Genomic DNA, 18553 nt, shown 5'->3' on the forward strand with positions numbered 1-18553 from the left:
TAAGCAATACAGATGGCTTCAATCTTCTTCACCTGGTTCTTCGGGCTGATTTGTCATGTGATGAGCGGTTAATTCAAGCCGATGATAAAAGAATTCGCTAAATTCCCCATCTATGCCCGTTTCATCCATCGCCTCTGACATGCATTGGAGCCATGCGTTGGCACGTTTAGGGGTGATCGGAAAAGGCATATGACGAGCGCGAAGCATGGGATGTCCATGCTCCTCTGTGTATAAAGGTGGTCCGCCTAAATATTGAGTTAAAAACTGTTTTTGCTTACGAGCAGTTTCAGTTAAGTCATCAGGGAAAATTGGAAATAAGTCAGGATGCTTGCCTACTTTTGAATAAAACAAATCGACAAGCTCCGAAAGTTTCTCTTCTCCGATAAATTCGTATGGTGCTATTGATTTTTCGGCCATACCAATAACTCCTTTTTTCCTTGTAGTAGTAAATTCATTTTAACAAGGGGGATGGTATAACACAAACAAAGTGCCTGCTCAAAAAAATAGTCTTTTAACGAAGCTTATCAAAAGTGCTAAGCAAACTTGGATGTTCACGCATAGGATTCTCTCTTTCGAAGAATCCTATGCGAAGACAAACAGAGAAGCTTAGCACTTATGAATAGTAGGTATTCGTTACTTTTTGAACGTAGTTTTGTGTTTCTTTAAACGGTGGAATTCCTCCATATTTTTTCACATTACCAGGTCCAGCATTGTATGCGGCGAGGGCAAGTTTAATGTTTCCATTAAATTTATCTAGCATTTGTCGTAAATATTTCGCTCCACCAAAGACATTTTGCTCGGGATCAAATGGGTTCGTTACACCGAGGAAGCGAGCAGTAGCTGGCATTAATTGCATTAAGCCTTTTGCTCCAGCATGACTGACGACAGTTGGATTGAAATTAGATTCTTGCTTAATGACCGCTTGAATCAATTTTTTCGGAATATTATACTTTTCCGCTGCTCTTGCGATAATGTCATCAAAATCGGTTTTTAGCGGTTTCCCACCAGGTTTGATCACATCAGCGCCAGGCTTTGTAGGCAGTAATTGTGGCAATGTTACTCCTGTAGCTGGAGAAGACAAAGGCGCCCCATTTTCAAGCTTCAGCCCTTGCATTAACGCTTGTTGTAGCACGGCGCCGAATATTTGTGACGGGTTCGTTGATGTAAGAGGGCTAGTAGGCATCGTTGGCATGCCTTGCATCATACTTGTTTGAATGATTGTTTTAAAAAAATCGTTACTCATCGTTTTCTCCGATCATTTTTCTTTTAGTTGGCGTAATTTTTCTAAGTAAAATCTTCTAACCTTATTATCGGCTATTCGCCTAGGAATTTGAAATTTATTTAGTAAATAGTCAAATATTTCTTTGCCTCTTTGCTCTTCTGTTACTTCATATTCTAATTCATAGTCCTCTTTACCTAAATAGAAACTATTGTCAAAAGTGAGAATGCCTACTTCATACGGTATTTCCGCTCTTTTCGTTGATAACGTGCCGAAATGATGAAAGGAATCGAAGTCTAATCGAAGTGGTTGAAGGACTTCTTGAACGATTCCCTCTGGAAATTTTCCGTTGATCAATAGGGCGTCTGCTTCTTCCTTTAGCAAGAATTGATTGGTTTCTAGGAGACCAATTTCCGCCGGCTGTTTAAGAGTAAGTTCAAATGTGCTTTCTTTTTCTCGGACGCGGAGAGCGCATCCTTGTTCTTTAAGGTGAAACGATTCGGTATCTAAATAATGATTATGCTGTAAAGCGAAACTTTCTTCTTGTACGTGAAAGATTTGAAGTAGTTGCAAAAACTCTTCTTTCGTTAACAAGTTTTTAAACTCAATCTCCAATTGTTGATTCATGCGTACATCCTCTTTTCCTATTAGTTTGTTCGTTACTTTTTATTCTAAAGCTCATGTGTCTATATTTGAAGGGAAAAGATGTGTTAAAATGTATAATGGGCTTTTTTCGATGAAATGTACAAACCGAAACAATAGCAAGAATTAAAGGGGGAATTAAGATGAGAAAGACGATTCATTTTACGAAAGCTGTATGGAATGAGGAAGAGCTAGGTTTGCTTTCGGAGCATCCAGTTGCATTGTCTACAGTGAAAGCAAGCGGACAAATAATTGTTGATTCAGATCAAAAAGCATTTGTTTATTTAGCTGAAGAAAATGATGAATTTATTTATTTATACATACATGAAAGTGTTTGGACGGAGTTGCAGACGGCGATGGAAAAAGGCGCTAGCTTGTTTGCCATTGGAGCGGATGCTCGTCTTCAACTAAGCAACTGGAGTGAAGAGCTTTCTTATTTGATCAATAATATTGAAGGCAACGGCAACTATGGAGAAGAGATGGTTGAAGCGGTAGAGAAGGTCTTTTTGCATCAATAACAATGCAATTATGTTTGAGAGGGAAGATAGATGATACGTTGGGATGAGTTTTTATCACCTTATAAACAAGCAGTAGAAGAATTGAAAGTGAAGCTTAGAGGGATGCGGACTCAATTTGAGCTTGAGGATGAGCATTCGCCGATCGAATTTGTGACTGGCCGAGTTAAGCCGATTGCCAGTATTCTCGAAAAGGCATACGAAAAGGGTATTCCATTTGAGCGATTAGAATCGGAAATTCAAGATATTGCTGGCGTACGAATGATGTGCCAATTTGTTGATGATATTAAAAAAGTAGTACAAAAGCTGCGAATGCGTAAAGATTTTACGATCGTAGAGGAGAAAGATTATATCTCTCATAAAAAGCCAAGTGGTTACCGTTCTTATCATTTAGTGATTGAATATCCGGTTCAAACGATCAATGGCGAAAAGAAAATTTTAGCTGAAATTCAAATTCGCACGCTAGCGATGAATTTTTGGGCGACGATTGAACATTCTTTAAACTATAAATATGACGGACAGTTTCCAGAAGAAATTCAAATGCGGCTACAGCGAGCGGCTGAGGCAGCTTTCAGGCTCGATGAGGAAATGTCTTTAATTCGCGAAGAAATAAAGGAAGCTCAAGCTTTTTTTACAAAGAAAAAAGAGCCAACAAATGAGCGCAGGAAGAAAGAATAAACGGAAAAAGGGTGGCTGACATGAAATTTGCAATTACGTCTAAAGGCGATGCGAAATCGAATGCCTTAATGCATAAAATTCGCACTTATTTGCTTGATTTTAAGTTAACGTATGATGAAAAACAGCCAGATATTGTTATTTCTGTTGGTGGAGATGGGACGCTCTTGTATGCTTTTCATCGCTATAGTTCTAGACTTGATAAAACGGCATTTGTCGGTGTTCATACCGGTCACTTAGGTTTTTATGCGGATTGGGTGCCGGATGAAATTGAAAAGCTTGTCATCGCTATTGCCCGCACGCCTTATCAAATTATTGAATATCCGTTGTTAGAAACCATCATTCGATACCAGCATGGTGGTAAAGAAACAAGATACCTTGCCTTAAATGAATCCACGGTGAAAAGTGTGGAAGGGACACTAGTAATGGATGTGGAAATTCGTGGCGATCATTTTGAACGGTTCCGAGGTGATGGTCTATGCGTATCGACCCCTTCAGGAAGCACCGCATACAACAAAGCACTAGGTGGAGCGATTTTACATCCATCGATTCGTGCGCTGCAATTAGCAGAGATGGCTTCTATTAATAACCGAGTGTTTCGTACAGTAGGCTCCCCACTCATTTTGCCCGCTCATCATACTTGTATGCTAAGACCTGTGAACCGACCGGACTTTCTTGTGACGATTGATCATTTAACGTTGCTTCATAAAGATGTCAAATCGATTCAATATCGAGTGGCTAATGAAAAAATTCGCTTTGCTCGTTTCCGTCCATTTCCATTTTGGAAGCGAGTTCATGATTCGTTTGTTAGCAACTAATGAATAAGAGGTTTCGGTTAATTTGGACTGTTGAAGCAAACGATCACGGTAAGCTGTTGCGAGATTTTTTAGCTAGCAAAAAAATCTCTAAGCGAGCACTGACCGATATTAAATATAACGGCGGTCAAATTTTAGTGAATGATCAAGAGGAAAATGTCCGTTATCGCATAGAGGTAGGGGATCGAATTGAACTGATCTTTCCCCGAGAAACACCGAGTGATGGGATCAAAGGAGAAAGCATACCGTTGTCGATCGTTTTTGAAGATGAGTATGTGCTAGTCGTAGCAAAGCCCGCGGGTATGAATACAATTCCATCTAGGGAGCATCTGACAGGTAGCTTGGCGAACGCTTTAATCGGCTATTATGAACAACGAAGAATCGAGGCTACTGTGCATATTGTTACAAGGCTCGATCGTGATACATCCGGTCTTGTGTTAGTGGCGAAACATCGACATATTCATCATCTATTGTCAGATATGCAAAAAAAGCGGCTCATCTCTCGCTCGTATACGGCTCTTGCTTCTGGCTTGTTTGCCGATACCGTTGGCGTGATCGAACAGCCTATTGGTCGAAAAGAGACCAGTATTATTGAGAGAGAAGTGAGAGCGGATGGTCAATATGCTTACACTCGATACGAAGTGTTAACCCAGTATGAAACCTTTGCTCAAGTTCGATTAAAGCTAGAGACTGGCCGCACCCATCAAATACGAGTGCATCTGTCTTATATCGGACATCCATTATTAGGTGATGATCTGTATGGGGGATCTATAGAGGAAATAGATCGTCAAGCTCTTCATTGTAGTGACTTAGCCTTTCGTCATCCTGTCACTGAAGAAGAGCTCAAGTTCTATTTACCGTTGGCTGCTGATTTGCAGCGGCTGCTGGAGTAGGCGAAGGTCGAAGAAAGTGTCGCGAAGATCGAAGAAACTCATAGTAAAGCCCGCCAATTGAATAAGGCGGGCTGTTTTTTACTCAAAGCTGCGAAATTTTTCTGGAACGAAAGGCATGGAGGATGGGACAGAGACGATTTCTTTTTCAGGATAACGGAAGGCGGAAAGTTTGCCGCCAAAGACAGCGCCTGTGTCGATATTAGCAGTATGATGAATAACTCGTACTTCTTTTGTTGGCGTATGACCGTAAATAATCCAAGGTTGACCATTGTAGTGCTTTGCCCAGTCGCGGCGGACAGGAGAGCCATCAGGATGTTTTTCACCTGTGATGTCACCGTATAGGACGAACGTTTTCACTTTGGAAGTGAATGTGCCGATATCCTGCTGACGGATGCCAGCATGGGCGATAATTAATTGACCTTCATCTAAAATTTGATAAAGTGGCGATTGCTCATAAAGGTTCATAAATTTCTTTTTCATGCGCTTAAAGTCTCGGTTGTCTAGCTGCTCAAGTTCAGCTACGGTTGTTTCTAGTCCATGTGTGACTTGCACGTTGTTTCCGCAAAACCACCGATACAATTTGTTGCAATGGTTGCCAGGAGCGTAGTAAGCCAATTGCTTTTCCCATAAGTCATGTACCACTTCGATCACTTGGAGAGAGGCGGGACCGCGGTCAGCTAAATCGCCGACAAACCCAAGTAATCGTCCTTGAGGATGGACAGGAAGCCCGCCATCCCATGAATAGCCAAGCTTAGTCGTTAACTGTTTAAATTCTTGAAAGCAACCGTGAATGTCTCCAATCATATCGATATTCATAATCAAGCACTCCTTTATTCATTAGTTTTTCCTAGTTAAAACTTAATATAAGATTAATCTTTTTTAAAAGACAACTTCAAATGATTTTGATAGTATAGTGAATACACCTTAATTAATGAGTAGGAAGGAGAGAATTTATGGAAGAACATGCTTCGTTATTTTCATTACTAATCGTTGTTGTGGCTGCTTTTTTTACACCGATATTACTGCATCGATTGAAGTTGAATTTCATTCCAGTCGTCATTGCAGAAATCATTGTAGGTCTTATTTTAGGAAAAAGTGGCTTTGATATAGTTGAACCCGATGCTTGGTTGGAGATTCTATCAACACTTGGATTCCTTTTCCTTATGTTTTTAAGTGGGCTTGAAATTGATTTTTCGGCATTTTCCACAGATAAAAAGCGAAAGAAGAAGCACTTGAAAACAAATGAGGAACCGAATACATTTGTAGCAGCGACTATAGTGTTTATTGGAATACTCGTTTTGTCATACGGGTTATCCTATTTGTTTGTTTTGTTAGGTTTAATAGAAGATGCATTTTTGATGACGTTAATCATTTCAACAATTTCACTAGGTGTAGTTGTTCCGACGCTAAAAGAAGCTCATTTAATGAAGACGGTGATTGGACAAATTATTTTACTTGTCGCTGTTATTGCCGACCTAGTAACAATGATTTTATTAGCTGTTTATGTATCCATTAATAGTACAGAGGGTGGCAACACATGGCTACTTCTTGTTCTCTTTGGAGTAGGTGTTCTGCTTTATTTCGTCGCTAAAAGGTTTAAAAATAATCCTTTTTTCGAAGCGCTCTCGACGGGTACCGTGCAAATTGGTACTCGTGCCGTATTCACACTAATGCTTGTACTTGTGGCTTTATCTGAATATGTAGGTGCTGAAAATATTCTCGGTGCCTTTCTAGCCGGAGTGCTTGTTTCATTGTTAGCACCGAAAAACGAGCTAGTACGTCAACTTGACTCATTCGGATATGGATTTTTAATTCCAATTTTCTTTGTGATGGTCGGGGTAGAGCTTGAACTATGGTCTCTTTTGAGTGATAAAAAGACATTGTTGCTTATTCCATTGTTAATGCTAGCTTTATTTATCTCAAAAATATTGCCGATGCTATATTTGAAAAAATGGTACGATATGAAAACCATTGTGGCATCGTCCTTCTTATTAACATCCACATTGTCACTTGTGATTGCCGCAGCTAAAATTGCCGAGGGTCTTGGAGTGATCACGTCACAAATGAGTGGTACGTTGATTTTAGTGGCAGTTATCACTTGCTTAATTACGCCAGTCGTCTTTAAAAAGCTATTCCCGCCATATATGAGGGAAGAAAAGCAAATCAAAGTGGCTTTCGTTGGAGCGAATCAGTATACAATGCCGATCTCTAAAGAGTTGAAGTCTTCTTTATACGATACGGTTGTTTACCGTAAGAAACCAGAAGTTCAAGAGGGGAATTTAAGCAAGTCTGTTTTTGATATTATCGAACTGGATGAGTTGTCAGTAGATTTATTAGCTGAAAATGGCGTGTTTGATGCGGACATCTTAGTCATTACAACGGGAGATGAAGCGCATAATGCAAACCTTGCGCTCGAAGCAAAAGAGCGAGGCGTAGAACGAGTCATTGCTCATGTGGAAAGAGAAGAACAAGAGAAGCGGATGATTCAAGCAGACATCGAAACGTTCTCTTATTTCCTTTCTTCTAAAGCGTTGCTAAGAGCGCTGATTGAATCGCCAAGTATTATTAGCATCTTAACGAACAAAGAAACATCTTTATACGAAATTGAGCTGCATAATGCTGATTATGAAGGAATCTCACTTAGGAAATTCCCATTTACAGGAGATGTTATCTTCGTTCGAATCTTTCGTGGCAACGAATCCATCGTTCCTCACGGAGATACAGAATTACACTTAAATGATCGCTTCATCGTCACCGGCTCCAAAGAATACGTAGACGAACTAAAACGCGAACTAGAATTTGATTAAACGAAAAGCGGAAGGCGCTGCTCAGCGGCGTATGGACTGGAACGATCCGCACGAGATAAAGGAAACACGATGAACGATAGTGAATCGATGTTGACTTATCGCAAGGAGGATCGAGGAAGTTCACTAGCCGTTAGCGCCTGCAGCTGGACAAAGAAAAGCGAAAGAGCTCTTAAAGCAACCAATATTGTGGACTTTAAGAGCTCTTTTTTGATTCATTGCTTTTCATTTTCAGTAATTCCTGTTAATATTATTACTAGGTACTAATAACTTGTAATAACAGGGGGAACGAAAATGACACTTTCATTAGCTGGAAAAACATTTGTTGTGATGGGTGTAGCCAATAAAAGAAGTATTGCTTGGGGAATTGCCCGATCTTTACACGCAGCAGGTGCTCGTCTTATTTTTACTTATGCAGGTGAACGCCTTGAGAAAAATGTCCGTGATTTGGCAGACACGTTAGAAGGAAATGAATCAATTATTTTACCGTGTGATGTGACGGTTGATGCTGATATCGAAAAATGCTTTGCGCAAATTAAAGAAGAGGTCGGCACGATTCATGGCTTAGCCCATTGTATCGCTTTTGCGAATAAAGAAGATCTAGATGGTGAATTCGTTGATACTTCACGCGAAGGCTTCCTCCTTGCTCATAATATTAGCTCTTACTCACTAACGGTTGTAGCGAAATATGCAAAGCCTTTAATGACAGAAGGAGGCAGCATCGTCACGTTAACTTACTTAGGTGGCGAGCGCGTGGTGAAAAACTACAACGTGATGGGTGTGGCGAAAGCTTCTTTAGATGCGAGCGTTCGTTATTTAGCAGCTGACCTCGGTAAAGATGGTATTCGTGTGAATTCCATCTCTGCTGGTCCGATCCGTACGCTAGCGGCAAAAGGTATTAGCGACTTTAATTCGATTTTAAAAGATATCGAAGAAACAGCTCCGCTTCGTCGAACAACGACACAAGAAGAAGTGGGAGATACAGCTGTTTTCCTATTCAGCGATATGTCTCGTGGAATTACAGGTGAAAACCTTCATGTTGACTCTGGCTTCCATATTATTGCACGATAATATTACTCTAAAACCCGCTTATTAAAGCGGGTTTTTTATTCTTATCTAAGAAGCACAGACATATATTTAACAAGAGCTTTGCAGGAGGTGTTTATAATGAAAAAGAAACAGAAGAAGCGAGAGCCGCTTATGTATATTGAGCAGCCTTCTTTGCATTACCCGGAAGTTAGTATGCAGCAATCGTTCCATACGAAGAATGTGGAGATGAAAGAGTCGGAACGGAAAAAGAAAAAAGAGAAAGAACGTCCTTTAGTTGAAAAATGGGATGTTGAAGGAGAAGTTAGTGAAAGAGCGAAAGAGGAGATCAAACAGACACAGCCGGTAGAAGAGCCGGTAGAAGAGCAGAAGAAACCGTCGTGGTTAGGAATTAAGCCAGTGAAACCGTTTCGGAATATGACCCTCGATGAAAAGCTAGAACATTTGTCTAGACAGTTTATTCCTTTTCCGTGTGAGTTTATTTGCGAAAATCAATCTTATAAAGGAACTCTAAAAGATTGGGCGGATCAAAAAATTGAAGTGAAAAGTTTTAAAGAGGAAATCGTAATAATCGATCGTGAGGAGTTAAAACATATTAAGATTATTGGTCCAAGATAAAGACAGGCGGCGGATGATCGCCCGCTGCCTGTTTGAATTAATCACAAATATTTAAGTTTACGTCTCTAATACATTGTACAGCGCAGAAGCAGTTCAGATCGACAGTTACACAGCTGCGAGTCGCACGGAAGTTTCTTACTTTACACACTTTTTTCAAGTCCACGCAACAGTCATCAGTAATATTTACTGGATCTCTCCCCTCATCTAATGGTACTAATACACGAAGACGAGCACAGCAATTATCGAATACTTCTTCTACACGGAAGAAGATGGATACGCAAACTTCATCACAATGATGATGGTTGCCATCATCAATTGGTCCAAAGAAAGCGAAAAATGGATTTCCCTCTTTCGTCGTTAATGTGAATACACGAGTGTCAGCGTTACGACGACGAGGACCTGCTAAGTCACCAAGCGGCTCCACTAAACAATCTTTACAATCTAAACAATCATCACCAATGTTTTCGTTTTGGAGATCATTAATGGCACGCACCACTTCACAAACACAGCCTCTTCTAGCAGCACCAACATTATCTTTGCAACTCATATAAAAGCTCCTTTCCTATTTTTCTTACAGTATTAACATATGGCTTATACAGGTTAAAGGTATGGATAAATAACCTAGAAAATAATATTTTTTAAAGGTGAAGCATGGATATGACCGTATTGGAAATGCTTATTTTCATTTTGGCTTCTTTTCGTCTTACACGATTAATGGTGTTCGATGAGATTACAGAACTATTGCGAAGACCATTTTTTGTAGAAGTGATGGAGAAAACAGGAAATGGTGAGTTGGAAACGTTTATTGTTCCAAAGGAAAAAGGAGTTGTTGGCTTTTTAGGAAGGCTACTTAGCTGTTACTGGTGTACAGGAGTTTGGGTAGCTGCTTTTTGGGTTCTCTTCTATTTTTGCTTTCCTCTCATAGCCGAACCGCTGCTGTTGATTTTTGCGATTGCAGGAGGGGCGGCGTTAGTTGAAACGGTCGTTCAATATTTGATCAAGGATAACGAATAGTAAGCAGGCAGATGATCAACGAGTCATCTGCCTGCTTATTTATGCTTTAAATTTTGAAATCATTGCATGTAATTCATCTGATAAACGTGAGAGGGAGGAAGCCGCTTGAGTGATTTCTTCCACAGAAGCGAATTGTTCCTCTGTCGCCGAGGCGATGTCCTCCGTATTGTTTGCTGTCTCTTTTGAATGCTCGCCAACTTCTTCAATTGACTGTTGAACTAGTTCAAAGCTAGAAGAGATTTGTTGAGTAGTAGCGGCCGCTTCTTGAATTTTCGCTGTCACTTCATCAATTGAATGAAGAATAGCTGTAATTCCCTTCACTGTTTGTTTAGAAAGTTCGATTCCAGATGAGACGTTTTCTTTTACGAAGCGAAGGCTGTTGACGGTATCGGCGGATTCACTTTGGATCGTTGTCACGAGTTGATGAATATGGCCAGCTGATTGGCTCGTTTCGTCCGCTAATTTTCTCACTTCTTCGGCAACGACGGCAAATCCTTTCCCATGCTCTCCAGCTCTTGCTGCTTCAATAGCGGCGTTGAGGGCTAATAAGTTTGTTTGGGCAGAAATGTCGGTAATCAATGAAGAAATTTGACTAATTTCTGTTGCGCTTGTCGCTAAAGAGTGAAGACCTTTATCTGCTAATTCAACGGATTGATCAATCGATTGCATTTGGGCTAATACTTCATTGACTGAATTAGCCTCTGAATTGGCTTGCTCTTTCATCGTCGTAGAAAGTGAGGCGACATGATGAGTGTTGGAAGCAACATCGCTCATATGACGAAGTGAGTCTCTCAGTGAAGTTAAACTACTTTCCATCACATCATGTTGTTCATTGTTACGGCTCGCGATTAATTGCATCGAATGGCTCACTTGTTCCGCTGTCTCCTTTGAATGCTCTGCGCCCGCCGTTAACTCTTGAGAAGAGGCGGATACTTGATTTGACGACTGGCTAATTTGGACAACGAACGTCCTCAAAGATTCAACAAATGCATTGAAGGAAATGGCTAATTGACCAAATTCATCTTTGCGAGTCACATCCATTTTTTTTGTTAAATCTGCCTCGCCACGAGCAATTTCATCGAGCTGACGGTTGACTCGTTTTAAAGGAGTAAGAATCGTTCGGATTAGTAAGCTACCGAAGATTACACCAGCAATTGTTGACACAATCGTCACGATTAGCAACGTCGTTTTACTCCAACTTGCTTTATTTTCAATCGCCTCTTTTAATTGGGTGACGTCTTGGTCTAACTGATTGACGATGTCATCCACAGCAGGGTCTAACACTTCTTTTCTTAATTTACGTTCTTCACCGAAGTGTAGAGCTTTTGCCGCTTCTGGTTTTGCAGCATAGCTCGTGATGACTTGTTGATTGATCGTTTCAAATTGTTGAAAGCTTGTTGCTAATAATTGTTTTTCTTCTTGATAATAATTTTGATTCAATTGCTCAATCGTTTGTTGAATGTTTGCTGCTTTTTCTTTCATTCCATCCGCAAACTCTTGTTTGCCTGTAATAATATAGGCGCGTTCATCATTAGATAAACCAGCTAAGCGAAATTGAATATGCTTCACATTCTTCTGCATGTCCATTTTGTCTTTTAACACGTTGTTGTCATGAATGGTCGAGCTAATGATGTAAACAGAAAATGATCCAAGACAGACGATGGTTATAATAAAAATGGAAATAACAGATAGTAGTTTTGTTTTAATGTTCATATCGTTTCCCCTTTTTACATAGTGCTAACACTTGAAAATTCCCCAATCATTATTATCGGGGTTTTCGACATTTTTTTTAGAGGGGAAGAAGAATTTTATAAATAAAAATGAAAGAACAAGCGAAATATAAAAGATAAACGGCGGTTCGAATGGAGGAATCAGCATGAAATGGGTCGTTTTCTTTGTGAGTGCCATCCTGTTAATGGGTTGTAATGCGAACGAAGATCAAGAAGAGAGTAAGTTAGCACTCATTAAAACAACAAATCCGGCGCCTATACAACTAGAGAAGAAGGGACCTGAAGTAGAGAGAATAAAGAAGGAAGTCGAGCGGATAGATGAAATATATGATGTAGCTGTCATCAAAGATGATCATCATATTTTAATCGCCTATAAAGTGAAGCACTTACAGCGATTTCGGATGAAAAAAATTGAGAAAGAATTAAACAAACGCTTAGAAAAAGAGTACAAGGATGAAGAATTTATCGTTTCTAGTGATTATAAAATTTTTCTTGAAGTCGTTAGATTAAGGGAGAAAATAGATGAGGGAACGATCAATAAAAAAGAAGCTCAAAAACGATTTAATGACATTCTCGAATTAAAGAAAGAAATGACGTAGAGGGAGGCTATACAGTGGCAAACAATAACGAAAAAAAGACTCCTGCTCAACAACAATATGACAAGTTGAGTAAAAAGCATGAACTGAAAAGGCCACTTATGAAAAATTGTTTAAGGGCTTTCTTTGTTGGAGGAATTATTTGTACAATTGGTCAAGCCATTACTTATTTCTATATTTATTTTTTTAATTTTACAGAGCAGACAGCTGGTAACCCTACAGTGGCGACGGTTGTTTTCCTATCGATGTTGCTTACAGGCTTTGGGGTATATGACCACCTTGGACAATATGCGGGAGCGGGGAGCGCCGTACCAGTCTCTGGTTTTGGAAATGCAGTAATTTCTGCTGCGATTGAGCATCGAACGGAAGGGTTTGTGCTTGGAGTAGGAGGCAATATATTTAAACTAGCAGGGTCCGTCATTGTATTTGGGGTGTTTGCAGCTTTTGTTGTTGCCCTTATTAAAACGATTCTTCTGCAGTGGGGAGGCTTGTAATATGCTAGGTATGTTTTTTTGGGCATTTGTCATCGGAGGGCTGATTTGTGTCATTGGACAGCTTATGATGGATGTAGGTAAGCTCACTCCTGGTCATACACTTAGCTACTTAGTTGTAGCGGGAGCGATACTTGCTGGCTTTGATCTTTATGAACCACTCGTTGATTTTGCTGGAGCAGGCGCGACCATCCCGATAACAAGCTTTGGAAATTCATTGGTGGCAGGAGCAATGCAGGAATCGGAACAGCATGGGCTTGTTGGGGTGCTATCAGGAATGTTTGAAGTCACCAGTTCAGGGATCTCAGCCGCCATTGTTTTTGGATTTATGGGAGCGCTATTGTTTAAGCCAAAGGGATAACAATTATAAATATTCGCCCAAACAAAATTAAGCTTTTCTCATATAGTAACAGTGAGCTTATAAAAAGCGAGGTGAATAGTATGGGTTACGGCTTTGGAGGCTACGGTTGTGGAGGTTACGGCTACGGTGGCGGATATCGCGGAGGTTCTACATTCGTGTTAATCGTCGTGCTGTTTATTTTATTGATTATTGTTGGTGCGAGTTTCTACAATTAAAAAAAGAAAAAAACAGACTTAAACACTCTTCCGTTTAAGTCTGTTTTTTTCTTTGCTTTCAACATTTCACGGCTCTTGCATAAGATAAAAAGGAGAAAAAGGAGGATGAAAACATGGATAACGGATTATTTAAAAATATCGAGAAAAAGACGGGCGTAAATATGAAAGATGTCATAGACCTTGCTAATTCTTTGCAACATGCCAATTTTAAGGATGAAAAGACGGTTAGAGGTGTCATCCAAAGAGTATCAAGATTAGCTAATAAATCGGTTCCGAAAGAGCTTGAAAACCAAATTGTCCAAACAATTATTAAGGATGGCAGTAAGCTAGATATTCAAACGATTACGGAAATGATTAATAAAAAACGATAATAATCTCTCATTTTTCAAGCTCGGATTTCCGAGCTTGAATTTGTTTAACATCGAGAAGAAGTGGGTAAAGATAAGTAAGAAGTAAAAATGATTCAAGGAGGCGAGAACCATGGGTTACATATTACCAATTCCCAACTATCAATATCAACAATATCGTGAACGAGTAGTAAAGGCACATGAAGTGAATTATTCTTTTATTGATCCCGTTCAAAAATCAGTCTTTCAAAAAGCGTTAGAGGAACGTGAAAATCCTAGTCACAACGCGAATCCAAACGAAGCAAAAAGAAAAAACTATAATCCATTTGAAGCACAATTAGCGAAAATTAGTGGTAAAGGAATGCAGTTAAATAAACTGGCTTAAATAGAAAGGGGCTTTAACTTAAATATGGAACAACATTCCTAAAAGGCTTATTCTCACCAACTAGAGAATAAGCCTTTTTCATTTAAAATACTTTTTTCATCGTTTTATGTGGAATACCTGCATCCATATATTCTTCAGAGATGACGTCATATCCTAGTTTTTCATAGAATGGAATGGCATGGACTTGGGCGCTTAATATGACTCCAGGTAGATGCTCTTCCTTGGCTAAATTTTCAAGCGCATTCATAATGAGCTGTCCAGCTCCTTTGCCACGGACATCGGCTAATACACAAATTCTTTCCGCTTTTCCCAGACCATCTTTCGTTCGAAAACGTCCGGCTCCACATGGTTTGTCTGCATCATATAACACGAAATGGGTAGATGAATGTTCATACTCATCAATTTCTAAATCAAGAGGGACAAGTTGTTCCTCTACAAATACTAATTTGCGGATATGAAGAGCATCTTGCAGCTCTTTTTCTGTCTTAGCTGTTATGATTTGCACTATGTGTTATTCCTCTCTTAACAGAAATGTTTCATGAACGGTCCAAGCGCCGTTTTCTAATTGGTAAAGTAAGTGGAAACGATCGACCATTTCTTCTTGATCAAATGAAAGCATATTTAATGAATTATAAACATCTGCGTGTTCAGCATCTGAAAGTTTTTGGGCAACCGTTAGATGAGGGACGTAAGCATATTCAGCTGGTCCACCGACTACGTGATCACCATGAAGCTCTTCATTCATCATCGTCAATGCTTCATTCGGTTCTACTTTAATATAAATGACATTATTTAGTGGTTGGAAAGACTTCACTTTACTAAGCTGGTACGTGAATGGCCGATGCTTTTTAGCCGCATCTTTTAACTGTTCGACTAGCTTTGGTAGGTCACTTTCTTCTGCATCGAATGGACCTTTTAAAGTCAAATGTGGTGGAATTAGAGAGTAATGAGGATCATATCGCTTGCGATAAGAATTAACTAAATCTTGTGTTTTTTTTGATGGGAAAATAACTACGCCAAATTTCATATAACTTCACTCTCCTCAAAAATAAAAAATTGATTTGCATTATTAGAATATTATATCAGATTTTTCACAATTGCGATAGAAAAGTGAATTTTCTATCGCAATTAGTTATTATTACTCAAACATTTTCAAAAGAGCTCTCTTTAAATCTGGCTGCCAGTATTTCCATGTGTGAATACCATCAAATTCATCATAAAACGAATCAAAGCCTTTTTTATCTAGTAAAACATGGAGTTTCCGGTTTGGTGTAAGGAAGTCGGCAATCGTTCCGTTCGTTGTCTTCACCTCTGTTTCTCCTGTACCGATCACATGATAAAGACTTAAATGTTTATAGTCTTCGGCTACTTCCACCGCTTGAAGAACTTTGTCGTCGACATATGGAGAATGCATAATGACTTTGCCAAAGGTATGAGGGTAGCGAAGCGCCGTCATTAAAGAAACGGTAGCCGCTAGTGAATCACCAGCTAGAGCGCGTCCGTATCCAACATGGTATACTGGATACTTTTCATCAAGAAACGGCACAAGCTCATGAGCTAAAAAGCGAATGTAAGCTTCTTGTTGTTCGCCATCAGGATGATACTTTCTTCGGCGGTCCTCCACATTAGCATAAGGAACGCCAACAATAATTAAGTTTTCAATCTCTTCTTCCGCAAGTAGTTCATCAGCCACTCGTGGAATTCGCCCCATTTGGAAGTAATCTTTACCGTCTTGAGCGATTAACAAGGCATACTTATATAACGGTGAGAAATTTGCCGGAAGATATACGAGTAGCTCGATTTCCTCTCCTAGCTCTTTAGAATAAATTTTTTCATCTTGAATGGTGCCGCGTTTGATCGTCATATTTCTCCTCCCAATCACTTCAATATGTTCATTTAATTTTAGCATAAAACCGAGGAGAGTGAGTTTCACATGACTTGTTCGTTTATTTTCATTATAATGGTCATGGGAGGAGAGAACTAAGATGAAAAAAAGAGTAAATTCCCAAGAAGTAACCGAAGCAGCTAAACAACGCTTGCTTGAACGTGGCGTCACAGTGGAAGATATTGCTGAGATCGTGCTGAAAATGCAACAGCCCTTCAACAAAGAGTTAACGCTACTTGAATGTATCGAAAGTGTGGAGAAAGTACTATTAAAACGAGAAATACAGCATGCCATCCTTGTAGGCGTAGAGCTTGATGTATTAGCTGAACAAAAAAAGCTATCTGAGCCACTGCAAACGATCATTGAAACAGATGAAAACTTGTTTGGTGTGGACGAAACGATTGCGCTTGGTGCCGCGCTTGGTTATGGGAGTATTTCTGTCACTACTTACGGCTTTTTAGATAAGAACAAAGATGGAATTATTCGCAAGCTGGATACGAAGACAGGCGGAGGCGTTCACACCTTTTTAGATGATATTGTTGGAGCTATTGCAGCAGGTGCGGCTTCTCGAATTGCCCACCGTATTCGTGACTATGAAGATAGCATCGCTGAAGCGACGGTAGAGAACGGTGAAGAAGAGTTAATAGGATGATATGAAAAAGAGCCTCTTTATTCAAGGGGCCCTTTTTCATTGACATGACTAGGAATGAGTAGTTATGGTAGAATTTGAGATTTTGAGGTGATTTTACTCGATAAGGAAGGGAAAGATGCGAACGATGATCGAGGTGATTCAAGCCAATATTATTCGAAATGGACAACCAGTTTTATCTCAGATAGATGTGAAGATTATGAAAGGGATGTCCGTTGTCGTAACGGGTGCCAATGGCTCAGGAAAAAGCTCGTTGATTAAGTTATTAGCAGGTATGTATGAGCCGCAACAAGGGAGTGTCAATAGAGGCTTTCAATCGTATGCTTACGTGCCAGAACATTTTCCAGAGCACTTACCATTTACTGTTGAAACGTATTTGCACTTAATGATGGAGATGGGGAAGGTTGTAGATCAAGTCAGGCTCGATTCATACATCGAACTTCTCCAGTTACAACCTTTTTTACATACGCCGCTTAAGAAATGCTCAAAAGGGACGAAGCAAAAAGCAGGAATCATTCAGGCATTAATGAAAGAATCTGATGTGCTTTTCCTCGACGAAGCATTTACTGGACTAGACGAATCAGCATGTGAGACAGTAGTGGAGGCCCTACTTGAATTAAAAGGAAAGAAAACGATGGTGTTTGTGTTACATGAAGAACAGCTCGCTCAAAAGCTAGCCACCCATCGAGCCAAGTTGGAAAATGGTCGATTAGTGGATTTCTCTTCCGCACAGCTGATCAGTCCGACTTTACATATCACTTTTTCTACAAAACAACCTTTGTCTAAAAGCATTCACCAAAAGATGAAACAGATATCGGATGAAAAAATGACACTAACAGTAGCAGAGTCAGAATCAGATCTTATGTTAACAGAGCTGTTGAAACAAGGTGCTCACATTCTTGAAGTGAAAGCGGGGAAGAACGCGTGAAATTATTGATAAAATATCAGCTCCTTTCCTTTTTTTACTCGCTTCAATGGATTGCGCCCGTTGTTTTATACAGTTGTTGGATTTTTACTCAATATTATTATCAAGGTTTACCGATTGCTGAAAGCTTCTCTATTTCCGCTCTGTTTTTATTTCCTACGATGGTATGGATTTCGATGAAGCTATTTTCCTTGGAGAAAGGCAGTGAAAAATCGATTCTGCTATCATATGTACGGAAAAAGCAAGTGTTTCTTTATGGGAAAATGATCGTTGTTGTGATCGTGGGCTTGTTGCTAATGGGGGTATCCTTTAGCATTCCACTCATTCTTCGTACCTTTACTGAGCCGTTAACGATGCAGCATATTGGCGCTTTCCTATATAGTCATCTGCTATTTCTGTTCTTTGGCTTGTGGGTCGGTGGACTATTTAGTGTGACGAACCTTGCTGGGAAGAAATATTCATGGGTCGCCGCAGCCTTTTTCACATGTGCATCGGTCGTTGGCGAATCTTTAATGGGAGCGTTGCCGTCCTTTGTAAAATGGCTCGTCTATTTGTTGCCACCGGTGTCAGTAGCGGAGGCAGGGATGGTAGGAAATGTGTGGGCTGTTGTGTATGTAGGTTGTTCTTTATTGGTGCTTGTCGTTCTATTTTTAAGGAGAGAGCGGGTGGGGTAATGAGTCTTTGATTATTTTTCATTCGCAGTTTCATAGAATAATTGCTATCATTT

At 39.8% G+C, this 18553-nt stretch carries 27 protein-coding genes; 18 read left to right on the forward strand and 9 right to left on the reverse strand.

Annotated features, from left to right (window positions below; all coding sequences use genetic code 11):
* Window positions 1–18: 18 nt before the first annotated feature.
* From ACSVDJ_RS05260 to ACSVDJ_RS05270, 3 genes are all read right to left on the reverse strand, one after another.
* Window positions 19–417, reverse strand: a complete 399-nt coding sequence (locus ACSVDJ_RS05260) for a globin domain-containing protein (RefSeq protein ID WP_439169612.1) — start codon at window positions 415–417, stop codon at window positions 19–21.
* A gap of 196 nt (window positions 418–613) precedes the next feature.
* Window positions 614–1243 carry a lytic transglycosylase domain-containing protein gene (locus tag ACSVDJ_RS05265; RefSeq protein WP_439169611.1) on the reverse strand — a complete coding sequence of 210 codons (630 nt, stop codon included), beginning with the start codon at window positions 1241–1243 and terminating at the stop codon, window positions 614–616.
* A gap of 12 nt (window positions 1244–1255) precedes the next feature.
* Window positions 1256–1846, reverse strand: a complete 591-nt coding sequence (locus tag ACSVDJ_RS05270; protein WP_439169609.1) for a CYTH domain-containing protein — start codon at window positions 1844–1846, stop codon at window positions 1256–1258.
* 158 nt (window positions 1847–2004) lie between these two features.
* Here ACSVDJ_RS05270 and ACSVDJ_RS05275 point away from each other — a divergent pair, with 158 nt between their 5' ends.
* The 4 genes from ACSVDJ_RS05275 to ACSVDJ_RS05290 are packed head-to-tail and all read left to right on the forward strand — an operon-like array spanning window position 2005 to window position 4759.
* Window positions 2005–2379 (forward strand): UPF0738 family protein, encoded by a 375-nt coding sequence (locus tag ACSVDJ_RS05275; RefSeq protein ID WP_439169608.1) that lies wholly within the window; start codon window positions 2005–2007, stop codon window positions 2377–2379.
* Between the two features lie 30 nt (window positions 2380–2409).
* Complete coding sequence (gene yjbM / locus ACSVDJ_RS05280) at window positions 2410–3054, forward strand: GTP diphosphokinase (protein WP_439169607.1); 645 nt, start codon at window positions 2410–2412, stop codon at window positions 3052–3054.
* A 20-nt stretch (window positions 3055–3074) separates the two neighbouring features.
* Entirely contained in the window at window positions 3075–3869 is a 795-nt protein-coding gene (locus ACSVDJ_RS05285; protein ID WP_095479835.1) for an NAD kinase, read from the forward strand.
* A complete protein-coding gene (locus ACSVDJ_RS05290) occupies window positions 3869–4759 on the forward strand; it encodes an RluA family pseudouridine synthase (RefSeq protein WP_439169606.1) in 891 nt (296 codons plus the stop codon). Before ACSVDJ_RS05285 ends, ACSVDJ_RS05290 begins: the two co-directional genes overlap by 1 nt.
* 78 nt (window positions 4760–4837) lie before the next feature.
* Here ACSVDJ_RS05290 and prpE read toward each other — a convergent pair whose 3' ends face one another.
* Window positions 4838–5575: a bis(5'-nucleosyl)-tetraphosphatase PrpE gene (gene prpE / locus ACSVDJ_RS05295; RefSeq protein ID WP_439169605.1), complete on the reverse strand. Its 738-nt coding sequence runs from the start codon at window positions 5573–5575 to the stop codon at window positions 4838–4840.
* A 137-nt stretch (window positions 5576–5712) separates the two neighbouring features.
* Here prpE and ACSVDJ_RS05300 point away from each other — a divergent pair, with 137 nt between their 5' ends.
* The 4 genes from ACSVDJ_RS05300 (at window position 5713) to ACSVDJ_RS05315 (ending at window position 9228) form a co-directional block, all read left to right on the forward strand.
* A complete protein-coding gene (locus tag ACSVDJ_RS05300; RefSeq protein WP_439169604.1) occupies window positions 5713–7566 on the forward strand; it encodes a monovalent cation:proton antiporter family protein in 1854 nt (617 codons plus the stop codon).
* A gap of 69 nt (window positions 7567–7635) precedes the next feature.
* Window positions 7636–7830 carry a hypothetical protein gene (locus ACSVDJ_RS05305; protein ID WP_518620172.1) on the forward strand — a complete coding sequence of 65 codons (195 nt, stop codon included), beginning with the start codon at window positions 7636–7638 and terminating at the stop codon, window positions 7828–7830.
* A gap of 27 nt (window positions 7831–7857) precedes the next feature.
* On the forward strand, window positions 7858–8634 hold the full coding sequence (gene fabI / locus ACSVDJ_RS05310; protein WP_439169603.1) for an enoyl-ACP reductase FabI: 777 nt from the start codon (window positions 7858–7860) through the stop codon (window positions 8632–8634).
* Between the two features lie 96 nt (window positions 8635–8730).
* Window positions 8731–9228, forward strand: coding sequence for a CotO family spore coat protein (locus ACSVDJ_RS05315; RefSeq protein ID WP_439169602.1), 498 nt, complete (start codon window positions 8731–8733; stop codon window positions 9226–9228).
* 37 nt (window positions 9229–9265) lie between these two features.
* Here the strand turns inward: ACSVDJ_RS05315 and ACSVDJ_RS05320 are convergent, their stop codons facing one another.
* Window positions 9266–9775, reverse strand: a complete 510-nt coding sequence (locus ACSVDJ_RS05320) for a CotY/CotZ family spore coat protein (protein WP_439169601.1) — start codon at window positions 9773–9775, stop codon at window positions 9266–9268.
* A gap of 104 nt (window positions 9776–9879) precedes the next feature.
* On the opposite strand from ACSVDJ_RS05320, the gene ACSVDJ_RS05325 reads away from it, so the two are divergent.
* On the forward strand, window positions 9880–10242 hold the full coding sequence (locus tag ACSVDJ_RS05325; RefSeq protein ID WP_439169600.1) for a DUF1360 domain-containing protein: 363 nt from the start codon (window positions 9880–9882) through the stop codon (window positions 10240–10242).
* A 39-nt stretch (window positions 10243–10281) separates the two neighbouring features.
* On the opposite strand, the gene ACSVDJ_RS05330 is transcribed toward ACSVDJ_RS05325, so the two are convergent.
* Window positions 10282–11955 carry a methyl-accepting chemotaxis protein gene (locus tag ACSVDJ_RS05330; protein ID WP_439169599.1) on the reverse strand — a complete coding sequence of 558 codons (1674 nt, stop codon included), beginning with the start codon at window positions 11953–11955 and terminating at the stop codon, window positions 10282–10284.
* A 163-nt stretch (window positions 11956–12118) separates the two neighbouring features.
* On the opposite strand from ACSVDJ_RS05330, the gene ACSVDJ_RS05335 reads away from it, so the two are divergent.
* From ACSVDJ_RS05335 to ACSVDJ_RS05360, 6 genes are all read left to right on the forward strand, one after another.
* The gene (locus ACSVDJ_RS05335; RefSeq protein WP_439169597.1) at window positions 12119–12571 is read left to right on the forward strand and encodes a YhcN/YlaJ family sporulation lipoprotein; all 453 of its coding nucleotides are present in this window, start codon (window positions 12119–12121) and stop codon (window positions 12569–12571) included.
* A 14-nt stretch (window positions 12572–12585) separates the two neighbouring features.
* On the forward strand, window positions 12586–13062 hold the full coding sequence (spoVAC, locus tag ACSVDJ_RS05340; protein ID WP_439169596.1) for a stage V sporulation protein AC: 477 nt from the start codon (window positions 12586–12588) through the stop codon (window positions 13060–13062).
* 1 nt (window position 13063) lies between these two features.
* Window positions 13064–13420 (forward strand): stage V sporulation protein AE, encoded by a 357-nt coding sequence (gene spoVAE / locus ACSVDJ_RS05345; protein ID WP_439169595.1) that lies wholly within the window; start codon window positions 13064–13066, stop codon window positions 13418–13420.
* Window positions 13421–13500: 80 nt separating this feature from the next.
* Window positions 13501–13635: a YjcZ family sporulation protein gene (locus ACSVDJ_RS05350; protein ID WP_439169757.1), complete on the forward strand. Its 135-nt coding sequence runs from the start codon at window positions 13501–13503 to the stop codon at window positions 13633–13635.
* Window positions 13636–13748: 113 nt separating this feature from the next.
* Window positions 13749–14006 (forward strand): sporulation-specific transcription regulator SpoVIF, encoded by a 258-nt coding sequence (gene spoVIF / locus ACSVDJ_RS05355; protein WP_439169594.1) that lies wholly within the window; start codon window positions 13749–13751, stop codon window positions 14004–14006.
* Window positions 14007–14115: 109 nt separating this feature from the next.
* Window positions 14116–14367: a hypothetical protein gene (locus tag ACSVDJ_RS05360; protein WP_439169593.1), complete on the forward strand. Its 252-nt coding sequence runs from the start codon at window positions 14116–14118 to the stop codon at window positions 14365–14367.
* Between the two features lie 82 nt (window positions 14368–14449).
* Here ACSVDJ_RS05360 and ACSVDJ_RS05365 read toward each other — a convergent pair whose 3' ends face one another.
* The 3 genes from ACSVDJ_RS05365 to ACSVDJ_RS05375 all read right to left on the reverse strand — a co-directional run bounded on the left by ACSVDJ_RS05365 (window position 14450) and on the right by ACSVDJ_RS05375 (window position 16231).
* A complete protein-coding gene (locus tag ACSVDJ_RS05365) occupies window positions 14450–14872 on the reverse strand; it encodes a GNAT family N-acetyltransferase (RefSeq protein WP_439169592.1) in 423 nt (140 codons plus the stop codon).
* A gap of 6 nt (window positions 14873–14878) precedes the next feature.
* Window positions 14879–15394: a 2'-5' RNA ligase family protein gene (locus ACSVDJ_RS05370; RefSeq protein ID WP_439169591.1), complete on the reverse strand. Its 516-nt coding sequence runs from the start codon at window positions 15392–15394 to the stop codon at window positions 14879–14881.
* A 111-nt stretch (window positions 15395–15505) separates the two neighbouring features.
* Window positions 15506–16231, reverse strand: coding sequence for an alpha/beta hydrolase (locus ACSVDJ_RS05375; RefSeq protein WP_439169589.1), 726 nt, complete (start codon window positions 16229–16231; stop codon window positions 15506–15508).
* Window positions 16232–16352: 121 nt separating this feature from the next.
* On the opposite strand from ACSVDJ_RS05375, the gene ACSVDJ_RS05380 reads away from it, so the two are divergent.
* The 3 genes from ACSVDJ_RS05380 to ACSVDJ_RS05390 all read left to right on the forward strand — a co-directional run bounded on the left by ACSVDJ_RS05380 (window position 16353) and on the right by ACSVDJ_RS05390 (window position 18500).
* On the forward strand, window positions 16353–16904 hold the full coding sequence (locus ACSVDJ_RS05380; protein ID WP_439169588.1) for a phosphatidylglycerophosphatase A family protein: 552 nt from the start codon (window positions 16353–16355) through the stop codon (window positions 16902–16904).
* Window positions 16905–17019: 115 nt separating this feature from the next.
* On the forward strand, window positions 17020–17829 hold the full coding sequence (locus ACSVDJ_RS05385) for an ABC transporter ATP-binding protein (protein ID WP_439169587.1): 810 nt from the start codon (window positions 17020–17022) through the stop codon (window positions 17827–17829).
* On the forward strand, window positions 17826–18500 hold the full coding sequence (locus ACSVDJ_RS05390; RefSeq protein ID WP_439169585.1) for a hypothetical protein: 675 nt from the start codon (window positions 17826–17828) through the stop codon (window positions 18498–18500). Before ACSVDJ_RS05385 ends, ACSVDJ_RS05390 begins: the two co-directional genes overlap by 4 nt.
* The last annotated feature ends 53 nt before the right edge of the window (window positions 18501–18553 follow it).

Origin of the sequence: Bacillus sp. Hm123, from assembly GCF_051842975.2 — a bacterium.
GTDB lineage: Bacteria > Bacillota > Bacilli > Bacillales > Domibacillaceae > Bacillus_CE.